9 protein-coding genes are annotated in these 12,700 nt (G+C 31.8%); all 9 read right to left on the bottom strand.

What is annotated here, in order from left to right:
- Positions 1-364: 364 nt before the first annotated feature.
- Complete coding sequence (locus APRE_RS06420) at positions 365-1,792, bottom strand: O-antigen polysaccharide polymerase Wzy family protein (protein WP_015778188.1); 1,428 nt, start codon at positions 1,790-1,792, stop codon at positions 365-367.
- A 1-nt stretch (position 1,793) separates the two neighbouring features.
- The gene (locus APRE_RS06425; protein WP_015778189.1) at positions 1,794-3,029 is read right to left on the bottom strand and encodes a glycosyltransferase; all 1,236 of its coding nucleotides are present in this window, start codon (positions 3,027-3,029) and stop codon (positions 1,794-1,796) included.
- Between the two features lie 25 nt (positions 3,030-3,054).
- A complete protein-coding gene (locus APRE_RS06430) occupies positions 3,055-4,257 on the bottom strand; it encodes an ATP-grasp domain-containing protein (RefSeq protein WP_015778190.1) in 1,203 nt (400 codons plus the stop codon).
- A 10-nt stretch (positions 4,258-4,267) separates the two neighbouring features.
- Complete coding sequence (locus tag APRE_RS06435; protein ID WP_015778191.1) at positions 4,268-4,861, bottom strand: sugar transferase; 594 nt, start codon at positions 4,859-4,861, stop codon at positions 4,268-4,270.
- Positions 4,862-4,869: 8 nt separating this feature from the next.
- Positions 4,870-6,069 (bottom strand): ATP-grasp domain-containing protein, encoded by a 1,200-nt coding sequence (locus APRE_RS06440; RefSeq protein WP_015778192.1) that lies wholly within the window; start codon positions 6,067-6,069, stop codon positions 4,870-4,872.
- Between the two features lie 15 nt (positions 6,070-6,084).
- Complete coding sequence (locus tag APRE_RS06445) at positions 6,085-7,287, bottom strand: DegT/DnrJ/EryC1/StrS family aminotransferase (RefSeq protein WP_015778193.1); 1,203 nt, start codon at positions 7,285-7,287, stop codon at positions 6,085-6,087.
- A 1-nt stretch (position 7,288) separates the two neighbouring features.
- Positions 7,289-9,259: a polysaccharide biosynthesis protein gene (locus tag APRE_RS06450; protein ID WP_015778194.1), complete on the bottom strand. Its 1,971-nt coding sequence runs from the start codon at positions 9,257-9,259 to the stop codon at positions 7,289-7,291.
- Between the two features lie 3 nt (positions 9,260-9,262).
- Positions 9,263-10,786, bottom strand: coding sequence for a murein biosynthesis integral membrane protein MurJ (gene murJ / locus APRE_RS06455; RefSeq protein ID WP_015778195.1), 1,524 nt, complete (start codon positions 10,784-10,786; stop codon positions 9,263-9,265).
- A gap of 125 nt (positions 10,787-10,911) precedes the next feature.
- The gene (gene murJ, locus APRE_RS06460) at positions 10,912-12,432 is read right to left on the bottom strand and encodes a murein biosynthesis integral membrane protein MurJ (RefSeq protein ID WP_015778196.1); all 1,521 of its coding nucleotides are present in this window, start codon (positions 12,430-12,432) and stop codon (positions 10,912-10,914) included.
- Between the last annotated feature and the right edge of the window lie 268 nt (positions 12,433-12,700).

Below are 12,700 nucleotides of genomic sequence, written 5' to 3' on the forward strand. Positions count from 1 at the left end.
TAATTTAAAATCTCAACTCTCTTAATACTAAAATATAAACCATATGCTTTAGTAGAAAATCTCCATTTTTATCTAATAAATTCATCTCCTTAAATTACTATAATCTTCATCGAAATTGAAAAATTAGTATCTTTCACCATCATGCTAGGCAAACCATAAAACATTATTGTACATACACACAACTTTTGCCCTGCATGTTTGTATAATATGCCCTGAGAACATAAGCTAACATATCAGTTATTGAATACTTACTAGATATTTCTACTCTATCACACTTCTCTTTAGTTCATTTAGATTATATTTTTGTTTCACTTTACTTGCTAGAGCTGAATTTTAATTAACTAATCATCACTATTAATAGTTTTTATAGAGTTATACTAATTTTTTTAATATTATTCTTTAACATAAGTTTCGATGTAATAAATATAATTAAAAAGGTTACTATAGTAATAGGTGATAGCGTCTGAGATAGAAAATAAGTAAAGCTAGCTCTTACAGCCCAAAAAATATAAGGCATTATAAATAGTTTATAGCCATTTCTTATATAATTAGTGCTACTTAAATTTGATAATTTTGCTATTATAAATGAATAAATTAAATTACCAATAATGACTCCTAGATATCCAAAGTCTTGATATAATTCAGCTATATAACACGATCCAGTCCCTCTTCCTGACAAATAGGAGGACTCCATAACCACATAAGCTAATGAATGGGTAAAGCTACCACCATATAATGCATGTTCTATAGTATTACCATGATAAACTGGTATATCAAATATCCTTGACAATATTCCACTATGAAAGAATTCTAGTGTATATATTTGATCCGGAATAATATCTTTATATGTGTAAGCTCTTTTTACAATATTACTAGTAACACCTTGGTCATAGAAGAATTTTATAATACTTTCAAAAAAGTTTATAGATTCAACAGGATTGCCTTCTCTCCAAATATCATATAAAGAAATAAACATTGCTAAAAATGGCAAAGACAATACTATTTTAAACATCATTTTCTTTGAAACCCAGATCTCACCCTCTTGATTTCTAAGGGTATAATAGGTAAAAATAGTCAATATACCTAACATAAATTTTGATCTTTGGCCGGTCCCTAAAGTTATCATTAAATAAATAAAATATATTGTCAATGGAAATCTCATGTCCTTCTTATCAGGTCCGGTTCCTAAATATACTGCCCACGCAACTGGCATTACTGATTCAACTTTACTTATAAAGTATAATGTACTATTATTTTTTAAATAATAAGCATAGTCAACATAATAATCTGTAAAACTAGATTTACTTACAAATTTTATTATTTCGATTTGAGTAATGACAGCAAATAAGATTGAAATATAGTAAATTAAAATACTTATCTTCCTTATATTTTTTTTATAAATAATATTATTTAAATCCCTATGCTGAATCAGTTTTTTTTCTTTATCATATGTTGTGTCATTTGTAAATAGAATATATCCAGACAAAATTGTTACAAGCGATATAATATAACTCATCCATGCATGAATATTCTCATCTTTATAGAACGTTTCTAATCCATATTTAAAATATTGTTTTACAAAATCTCTTCCTATTAGGAAAACAAAAAAGCAAAGAAAGAAAGAAAACAACATCCCTCTATTATCGAGATCATCAAAGGCGTACACTATACAAATAATCCATATAGATACTAATGTTACAAATAATGGATGAATTTCAGTAAATATAATACTTAAAATTGAAAATAGAAATAATAATAAGAATGATTTTATCATTTTAAAGCTAATTTTCATTTTAAAAATCTCCTACCACAAGAAGATCATTAACAAATTTTTTATAGTTTGTGTCTGCATTATACTTTTCATTCCATTTTATTCTTGAATTTTTTCTTAAATTGAAATACTTTCTTTTATCCATTTTGGTAATATTATTAATAATACTTGCTAATCTGAACTCGTCTATATTAGATGGTAATAATACACCATTTTTTTTGTCTTCTACTATTTCGCTTGTACCCCCAACATCAGTTGCTATGCACGGGATCCCGAATGACATTGCTTCCATAATAGAAACTGGTATACCCTCAGAAGTACTAACATTTATAAACCAATCATAAACATTATTTTTATATTCTTTCATTAAATCTTGATTTGAAACATTTCCCATAAAATTTATTTTAATATTATTACCTACTTTATTAGAAATATTTTTAATTTTTTCCATTTCAGGTCCATTTCCATAATGAGTCCATTCTATTTCTTTATTAGTTATTAATGACAGTGATTCAACTATTAGATCAAGTCTTTTTACTGATACTACATTTGAGCAGCTAACTAGTCTCAATATATCAGATTCATTGTAATCCTGTGTACCATAATCAATAGTTCCCAAAAACTTTGTTTCAATTTTATCTTTATAGTTAGGAAACTTATTTTTTAGATACTCAGAACCATCATTAGAACAAGGATACACCTTATCTATAAACGAAAGCAATATTTCTCTCATAGGAATATATCCTGTTGGTCTTTTTTCTTCATATAAGTCAAATCTATGAGCTCTACATATAATTTTAGAATTGATACCTAATTTTTTCTTTACTAAATATGCAACATATGGTTGATACTCAAAGCGATATGAATATAAAACACTATTAACTAAATCTTCCTTTGAAAAATTCTTAGTTATTTTATTAGCTTCATAATGTGACCTGCTAACAAAAACAAATAGCTGAACCAACCTACTAAAATTAAATCTATTATTATTAATTAGATTTTTTAGTTCTATATATAGATTTTTATCAAACAATGATACAAATGAATATAAAAAATATTTTATTTTAGATGCATAATATATTGGAAATACAAAAGCATTACAATCTATATCTCTGATTTTTATTGAATGTTCTTTTCTAAGTTGGAGCGAATAGATATAAATCTTATCAAATTTAGAATAATACTTAACTTCTGTTTCTAAATAAGCCTCCCAACTTCCATAAGGAAATTCATTTGTAAAAAGACAAAGTTGTTTCATTTTTCACTCCTAAATTTATATTTTATTATTTTAGTATTATATTAATATTATTAATTATTACATCTAGCTTATCTTTGCATTTATCTAACGTTTCTTCTTTTACAATAATTTGACCAATACAGTCATTAGAATTCTCAAATTTTTTTATTTCATCATTTTCTTCTTTGAAAAATGTAATTTCTACAATATCATCATCTTTTGCGTTAGAATTTAGGATTTCTTTAAGAATACCGCTTTTCTCAGTTTCAATTATCATTCTAGCAAGACCTGCTTTATTCTCTTTTGATTTTTGTGACCAAAACACTAATGGATTTTCAGAAATTGCCATTGATGCTATCATTTTATAATATTCTATACCATAATTAATCTCAACCAATTCAGGAAGACAATTTGCTCCTACTCTTCCTGTCAATTCTATAATATATACCTCGTTATCTTTAAGAATCATATCAACATTTACAGCACAATTATTTAATCCGAGTGCCTTGATTGCTTTTTTTACTTCAGTTTTTGTCTTTTCAATTATATCATCTTTTACATCTAATGGAACATAATGACCAACTGGAACAGCTGTATGGCTCATGTAAGTTTCATCACCGTGTGGCATAACAAATAAAACATCATTTTTGTAAACAAATGCTTGAGCTCCAAATTCGTATCCTTCTATAAATTCTTCAACTATACAATAGTCTCTTTTTGTAAGATTCATTGTTTCGTTGAAGCCATCGATTGCTTCTTCTTCTTTTTTTGCTATATATATTCCTTTACTACCTTGTAAATCTGTTGCTTTCACTATAACAGGTAGCTTAAGATTTTCTAATGCATTTTTTAGTTCATTTTCATTTCTCACAACAAAGTGTCTAGCAGTATTAACATTATATTTTTTGAAAGCTTCTTTCATTTTATATTTATCGCCACACATTATAGCAGCTTCTTCATTCAATCCTACTAGATTTTCTTTGTCACATATTCTTGCAAGTGAGACGATTCCAGTATCTAGACAACAGGTAGCTGCTCCATCTAAATTTAAATCTTTAACCTTTTGTTCAACCTCATCAGGATTTGATATATCCATGTAAGAAATTTCATCGGCTAAATTTAAACAAGGTTTATGAGCGTTTGGCATTGTTCCTGCTATTGTGTGAATACCTAATTCTTTTGCAGCTTTATATAAACCTAATTGACCTCTACCAGCTCCCAATATTAATAATCTCTTATTGTCGTACATGAACTTCTCCTTAATTTGTGTATACATTTTTCTGTAATAATACTATTTTGATAGTTTTAAAAACAATTTTTACATCTAATAAAAACGAAATTTCTTTTGCATAGTTAGCATCTAATTGTAATTTTTCTTCCTGTGGTATATTATTTCTAAAATACGCTTGTGAATATCCTGTTATTCCTGGCCTTACCTTAAGTCTGTCTATTCTTTTTTGATCATAATCACTTAAAGGTCTATTTATAGTAATTGGCCTAGGCCCAATCCAGCTCATGTCGCCCTTTAAGATATTAAATACTTGTGGCAATTCATCTATTGATGTTTTTCTTAATACTTTTCCTATCTTTGTAACTCTCGGATCATCTGAACTATTATATGTTGAATTATCTTTGTTTCTAATGTCAGGGGCATTCATCTTCATCGAACGAAGCTTGTACATACCAAAAACAGAACCATTCAAGCCTCTTCTTTTCGCTATATAAAAAATATCTCCTCTATCTTCCAAGTATATTAAAATCCCAAATATTATACAAATAATCAATACAAAAGGTAAAGCAATAAGTGCAAGAACTATATCCAGTATTCTTTTTATAATCTTTTCATATATCATTAGTTACCTTACTCTTCTACTTCTATTTTTATCTTATCTAAAGCATTTTTACATGCTTCTATTGCTTCTGTAATATCGTTACCTTGAGATATAACATAGGCAACTCTATCATTTGAATTTTTTATGGTATGAGAATATTCTCCAACTCCATGAACTATCTCTACATCCATAATTCCTTGTATTGCCTTTGCTTCTTCGATCCCTTTGATCTTTAGTATTTTTCCAGTATCACATTTTTTATATCTTATTACTGATGCTTTTTCAAAACTTTTTCTAACATCAATTTCTTGTCCAAGTGCAATTTTTATTGAAGCTTTCACCATATTTACCCCAGTTGAATATGGAACTAGGTGAGTTGTAATATTATCTCCTCCTAATCTTGCACCTACTTCTACGACCTTAGGGCCATCTTTTGTAACTTTTATTTCAGTATGTGATGGGCCATTTTCAATCCCTATTGCTCTATTTGTGTCTATTGCAACTTTTTTTATTTTATCTATAGTTTCTTTATCCAATGATGATGGCTGTGAATGACCTAATTCTACAAAATACGGAGGGCCAGTTGTTATTTTATCTGTAATTTGAATAACATTACAAACACCATCTTTAGATATAGTTTCTACACTTACTTCTGGTCCTTCCATGTATTCTTCAACTAACAGCTTGCCCGAATTAGAATTACTTTTACAATAATCGAATATTTTCTTTAAATCGCATGCATCTGTTGATTCCACTAACCTAATGCCTCTACTTCCAGAGTTATCTTCAGGTTTAATAATACATTTATAACTTTTCATTATAATTTCATCAACGGCTTTTAAATATTGGTCATAGTTATCTACAGAAAAATACATAGGAATTGGTACGCCATAAGCTTTTAAAGCATCCCTCATTTTTGATTTATTAGTAGCATTTATCGCAGTTTTTTCGTCTATTCCTATTAAATCTAATTTCTTTGCTACTTTAGCAACAGTTGTCATTGGTCTATCACTAGCTATTGTGATTATCCCATCAATTTTATTTTTTTTTGCTTCTTCTAATACTTTTTCTGTATCTGTAGTGCTTACTACAATTTTTTTATCTGCATATGAAAAACCTTCTGCATTAGGATTCATATCAACAGCCAACACATAAAGCCCCATTTTTTTCGCCTCTACGATTGCTGGAATTTGAAGAACGCTAGCTCCTAAAATCATCAATTTTTTCATAAGACCTTCTTTAAATTAGAGATAATTTTTTACAATCTCACAATACTTATCAATAACATAATCAACTTCCTCATCTGTAAGCTTGGTATGGAGCGGAAGTGTTATTTCATTCTTATAGTGATCGTAGGCATTAGGATAATCTTTTATATCAAATCCTAAATTTTTATATGCTGTTAGTAAAGGTAATGGTTTATAGTGGACATTACATGCAACTCCCACTTTAGCCATTTCTTCTATTATTTTATTTCTGGAATCTGTATCTATTCCAGGTATTCTTGTAATGTAGAGATGTCCTGATGACTCATGATTATCATCAAAGTGATTTAAAGTTTCTACTCCTAATGGTCTAAAGTTTTTGTCGTATTTTTCTATTATTGATTTCCTTCTTTTTAAAAGCTCAGGATATCTTTTAACTTGAGCAAGTCCTATGGATGCCAGAACGTCCGTCATATTACATTTATACCATGGTCCCATGACATCATATTCCCATGAACCAAGTTTTGTCTTGTTTAATGCATCTTTTGACTGTCCATGGAGAGATAATAACTGATATTGTTTGTAAAGTGCTTCATTATCTATTCCTTCTCTATCTTTCCAGGTTGCATATCCTCCCTCTGCTGTAGTAAAGTTTTTAACAGCGTGGAAAGAGAAGTTAGAGAAATCAGCTACAGAACCTATTTTATTACCCTTATAGCTTGCACCTAATGCATGTGCAGTATCAGCTATAACTATTATTCTATTGAAGGCTTTTTGTAAATCATTATTTGCATGGAATAATTCTTTTTTATTTTCAACTAATTCAAATATTCTGTCATAATCGCAAGGTATTCCTGCTAAATCCACTGGAATTACAGCCTTCGTATTCTCATTTATTAGCTTAGCTGCTTTGTCGTAATCCATTTCTAAAGAATCTTCTTGTGTATCAACTAATACAAGTTTTGCTCCTACATGGTCAACTACTGAAGCTGTAGCAGTGTAAGTATATGCACTAGTGATAACTTCGTCTCCAGGTCCTATTCCTAGTACTCTTAGAGTCATTTCAGCTGCTGCTGTTTGTGAATTTAGGCAAACACCAACATTGGTACCTGTAAATTGAAGTAATTCTTTCTCTAATCTTTTCGTTTTTGGTCCTGTTGTAATCCATCCGGATTTTAAAGCATCTACAACTTCTTCTATTTCTTCCTCACTAATATCTGGTGGCGAAAATGGTATGTTCATTCTATTCTCCCTTCGAATTATCCTTTCCTATAAATGTAGTAATTAACTCATTAATCGTTGCTATGATATCAAGTTCATCAATATTTTCTTGATTGATTACTTTATCAAGTTTCCCGAAAAATTCTCCCCTAGAGAAGTCTAGTGGTCGGCCTACAGATATTCCCTCAATGTGGGTATCTGTGAGGGCTTCCTCGTCCATCAGTCTTTCCTCGTAGAGCTTCTCTCCAGGTCTAAGTCCCGTATAGACTACAGGCATATCTATGTCTGGTTGATAACCTGATAGTCTTATTAGCTGTCTTGCCAGGTCGTCAATCTTGACTGGTTCTCCCATATCTAGGACGAATATTTCACCGCCTTGGGCCATGGATCCAGCTTGAAGGACTAACTTTACAGCTTCCTTAATTGTCATAAAGTATCTGATTATCTCTGGGTGGGTAACTGTAACAGGTCCACCCGCTGCGATTTGCTTTTTAAATAGTGGTATTACAGAACCATTCGATCCCAATACATTACCAAAACGAACTGCAACAAATTCGGTTCCTGGATTTTTCCCTTCTAGCAAGTCTTCAGGATTAATTGTAATATTTCTGTCCCCATCTTGGACAATTACCTTTGCAAGATTATTATATTCTTTGCTATCTCTTATGTCATTTATTCCTTGGATTATCTTCTCACAAACTCTCTTGGTTGCTCCCATAACTGATGTTGGGTTGACTGCCTTGTCTGTTGATATGAGAACAAATCTTTGAACGTCATAGATTAGGGAAAGTAGGGCGACATTGTATGTTCCTCTGACATTGTTCTTGATAGCTTCCACTGGACTTACTTCCATCAACGGTACGTGCTTGTGGGCTGCTGCGTGAAATACTATGTCTGGTTTATAGGTCTTAAATACCTTCTCCACTCTCTTGTAGTCTCTTACAGAGCCTATTAGGGTTATAAAGTTGAGGTCCTTGTTGTTTCTCTTAAGTTCTTGCTCTATTTCATAGGCATTGTTCTCGTATATATCGAATATTATAAGTAGTCTTGGACCATATTGAGCTATTTGCCTACAAAGTTCAGATCCTATGGATCCTCCCCCTCCTGTAACTAGGACTACCTTGTCATTGAGGTAATCGAAAGTTTCGTTGGAGAAAATCTTTACCGGATCACGTCCTAAAAGGTCTTCGATTTGGATATCCTTCATAGTAGACATGGTAACTTTTCCTGAAACAAGTTGGTAAATACCAGGAAGAACTTTGACCTCGCATCCTGTTTCGTTACATATTCTTAGGATTTCTCTCTTCTCGACTTCCTCTACAGAAGGAATAGCTACAAGAATAACATCGATGGCTTCTTCCTCGACAATTTCCTTTATCATATCCCTTCCACCGAAGATTCTACTATTATCTATGTATTGATTTTTCTTCTTTGGATCATCATCTATGAAGCCAACAACAAGAATATTAGTCTTGCCACCATTGTTGGAATTAGATATATCTCTTTTTAGAGTCTGTCCTGCAGATCCTGCCCCAACGATTAGGGCTCTCTTGTAAGACTGGTTCTTCTTGTCAGTCTTGTAGCTTTTGTGAATCATCATCTTCTTGATAAATCTTGATGCCACAGTCAAAACATATTGAATCATAAATCCGAATATATAGTATGATATTGGCATTCTATAGACAAAAATTGTCATTAATACAGCGTGACTTATAAGAGATAGAATAACAGCTTGAGTGATATTAATAAGCTCCTTGTAGGAAGCATACTCCAGTATCATGTTATACATCTTGTGTAGACCGTAAATAGCTATCGTAAGGATGGTATTAAAAATAGCATAGGTCTTGAAAGCATCAAGGAAATCCAAAGGTATGGCCCTGAAATTCATATCAAATCTGAAATACAGGGCTAGAAAATAAGCTAAATTGATAATTAATATATCAAAAAATCCTAGTATTAGTTTTTTCTTGTCAATTATTTTCGAATTCTTCATAACTTATTTCCTTCTTAATTTTTGTGCAATTGAATATTTGAATATTTCTACTTCATCTATTTTTGAAAAATTTACAATTATGAGATAAATGAGTCCGGATACAGATACTGAAGCTAATAAGCTTAAAGTTGAACCAATCTTTGTTATAAATGTATTGTATATAAAATATGCTATTACAGCCATAATTATAGAAGATATCAAAATTTTAAGTGTTGATTGGATATTTTCCTTGCTATCAACTCTACCAAATCTCTTATAAAAGGCACAAACTAACATAGCACTTCCTATTGCTGTGGAAATAGCTGTTGCAAAGGCTAATCCATTTAGACTCCAAAATCTAATTAGTATAAAATTAAGTATAAAATTTACAATTTGCTGTATTAATATAATAACCACTGGTAATTTAGATTCTCCTACAGCATAAAACGCATTGGTAAATATCTTGATTACAGAAATAAAAATTATATATGGAGCGTAGGCTCTCATCAAAGAAGCAACTACAACAGTATCAGATGTTGTAAAAGCATTTCTTTCAAAGGCTAGCTTTATAATTGGATTAGATAGAACCATCATTCCTAAGGTTGCAGGAATCACTAGAATCATAGTGAGAATCATAGATGAGCTAACTTCCTTTTTCATTTCTTCAAGACTTCCTTCCTGTCCTAATTTTGCAATAGAAGGAAATGTTACAGTAGCTACTGTTATAGTTACTACACCAGTTATAAAACCAAGCATAGTCTTAGCATAGAAAATTTTCGATACACTTTCTTTTCCAAAGAAAGCTGATCCCATTGAATTATCTATAACCAATGAAATCTGGTCAGCAGCACTAGAAATTATTATAGGTATAATCATTACAAGTAATGACTTTAGGTATTTATTGTTTAAGTCTAATTTAAATTCATATTTAAAGCCGAATTTTCTAGCTACAAAAGGAAACTTAATATAAGATGTAACATAGCCCAAAAGGGTGCCAACTATTAATATATAAGAGTTATCATATATGCTTGACAATATTGTAGATATAATAATGAAAACATTCAAAATTAGGCTTGGCAGAGCTGGATTTATAAAGTCACCTTTAATATTTAAATATCCCTTAATGACAGAAGCGTAAAGAAATGAAAATATTGATATCATTATTATTCTAGTAAAGTTAGTTGCCAGTTGTAGAGAACTTCCCTTTAAATCTGGAGATAATATTTTAGATATAGGTTCTGCAAATAGCATGACAACTATAAAAAAAATTAAACCATACATGAATAATACATTAATTATATTGGATGTAAATTTATTAGCATAGTATTCATCTTTTTCATTTTTAACTTTATTGAAGATAGGTACATAACCAGAAACTATACCAACAGATACTATACCTACGAGCATATTTGGAACTGTAGTAGCAGTAGTATAAATAGACTTAAGCTCCCCAGCTCCAATATAAGCCGCCATAACTGACTCTCTCACGAAGCCTAATATTTTTGATAAAATTGTAATTAACATTAATACAATTGTTGTTTGTCCCATTTTCTTTCCTTATTATTATTATTTTCTATAATTTAAATTATGTAGTAAAAATGTTCTAAGTGTACTATACTTAGGTCATGGTATTTTACAATATATTTCTTTTCAATTAATATCAGCTGAAATTATTATGAATTAATTCTAAGTATCTTTTGCTCGATTAAATTATAAACTGGATTAATCTTTACCTTATACAAAACTAATAAGTAAATGATTCCTGATAATAATATTGCTAATACTAATCCTAGTCCTAGTCCAACATAAGATTCTAAAAATCCATAGCACCCCTTCGCCACAAACACCATTAGAAGAGATCCTAGGCTGATTTTTCCTATAGACTTCATATTTCTTGCATCTTTTACTTTACCAAACTTCTTGAAATAAACAAAGATTATTAGCAAACTTCCGACAGCAGTCGATACCGAGGTTGCTAGACCTATTCCGTCTAGGCCTATTTCTTTTGCAAGAATCCAGTTGAGTGTGACATTTATAGTCTGCTGGATGAGGATTACTATGAGTGGCGACTTAGAGTCTCCTACTGCATAGAAACTGTTTGAGATTATTTTCATAAAGGTGATGAAGATAATGTAGGGTGCGTAAGAGACTAGGAGTGATGATACGAGGGCTGCATCATGGGCCGTGAAGGCGTTTCTCTCGTAGATTAGGCTAATAATTGGCCTTGCTAGAGTCATCATGCCGAAGGTGGCTGGGATTACTAGGGCAAGGGTTATGATTAGGGTGCTTGCTGTCTTTTCCTTCATTGCATCGATTTTCCCTTCATTGCCAAGTTTGGCTACTTGGGGGAAGGTGATGGTGGCTATGTTGATTGTAACAACTTCCACTATGAAGTCGAGCATGTTTTCTGTGTAGAATACCTTGGCCACTGTGTCGATTCCAAGTAGGCCTGACGCCATGGACTTATCTATTAGGACAGAAATCTTGTTGGCGGCGTTGGATATGATGATTGGGATCATGATGGCAAGGAGGTACTTTATGTAGGGGTCCTTGAACTTTAGTTTCTTCTCATAAGAAAAGCCCTTCTTCTTGCTGGCAAATGGGAATCTGATAAACTGGACGATGTTTCCTATAAGGGCTCCTATGATGAGGATATAGGGATTGTCGAAGACTCCCGTAAGAAGGGTTGCAGAAATTACAAATATATTTAAGATTATCTCTGTGACTACTGGGTCGATGAAGTTATTTCGCACGTTGAGAAAGCCTCTGATGACCGCAGAGTAAAGAAAGGCGAAGATTGACACTGCCATGATCCTGGTAAAGGATGTAGCCATGTCGTGGGTTTCGCCTATGAGTTTGGGTGAGAAAATCTTAGATATGGGACCTGCAAATATTATTATTAGAAGAAAGATAATAGCACCGTAGACCATTAGGACATTGATAAGGTTTGAGGTAAAGCTATTGGCCTCAGCCTCCCCCTTGTCCGTACGGATCCTGGTGTAGACTGTGATATAGGCAGAAACAATCCCTGTTATGACGGTATACATCATGATGTCAGGGATGGTGGTGGCAGTGACGTAGATGGACTTGATATCCCCTGCGCCAATGACAGCTGCCATAACAGATTCACGGACAAAGCCAAATATTTTTGATAAAATTGTAATAATCATCAATAAGATGGTTGTGTGTCCCATATCTTTTCCTTTTTGTTTGCTTATATTGCTTGGTTAGATTCGTAATTACGTAGATTAGATTATCTTTGTTATTTACATGTCGTCATAGACTGTAGATCTCTCAGTCGTGCCTCCTTCGAGATGACGGTTAATAGTAATATATACTTTAATTCAAAGTATAGAATTAAATGCTTTTTCATTATAACACGTGAGACCTCTCCGCTGCGGTCGAGGTAAGGGAGCCCTCCTGATGGGCCACTGTTTTTCTGAAAGACAAATAGTGTAATGA

Source organism: Anaerococcus prevotii DSM 20548 (assembly GCF_000024105.1).
GTDB classification, from domain to species: domain Bacteria; phylum Bacillota; class Clostridia; order Tissierellales; family Peptoniphilaceae; genus Anaerococcus; species Anaerococcus prevotii.

What these genes read in the sequence shown, in the direction of transcription:
- APRE_RS06440 (WP_015778192.1), bottom strand. Translation starts at nt 6,069, where the DNA reads ATGAAAAAATTGATGATTTTAGGAGCTAGCGTTCTTCAAATTCCAGCA.
- murJ (WP_015778196.1), bottom strand. Translation starts at nt 12,432, where the DNA reads ATGGGACACACAACCATCTTATTGATGATTATTACAATTTTATCAAAA.
- APRE_RS06430 (WP_015778190.1), bottom strand. Translation starts at nt 4,257, where the DNA reads ATGTACGACAATAAGAGATTATTAATATTGGGAGCTGGTAGAGGTCAA.
- APRE_RS06435 (WP_015778191.1), bottom strand. Translation starts at nt 4,861, where the DNA reads ATGATATATGAAAAGATTATAAAAAGAATACTGGATATAGTTCTTGCA.
- APRE_RS06420 (WP_015778188.1), bottom strand. Translation starts at nt 1,792, where the DNA reads ATGAAAATTAGCTTTAAAATGATAAAATCATTCTTATTATTATTTCTA.
- murJ (WP_015778195.1), bottom strand. Translation starts at nt 10,786, where the DNA reads ATGGGACAAACAACAATTGTATTAATGTTAATTACAATTTTATCAAAA.
- APRE_RS06450 (WP_015778194.1), bottom strand. Translation starts at nt 9,259, where the DNA reads ATGAAGAATTCGAAAATAATTGACAAGAAAAAACTAATACTAGGATTT.
- APRE_RS06425 (WP_015778189.1), bottom strand. Translation starts at nt 3,029, where the DNA reads ATGAAACAACTTTGTCTTTTTACAAATGAATTTCCTTATGGAAGTTGG.
- APRE_RS06445 (WP_015778193.1), bottom strand. Translation starts at nt 7,287, where the DNA reads ATGAACATACCATTTTCGCCACCAGATATTAGTGAGGAAGAAATAGAA.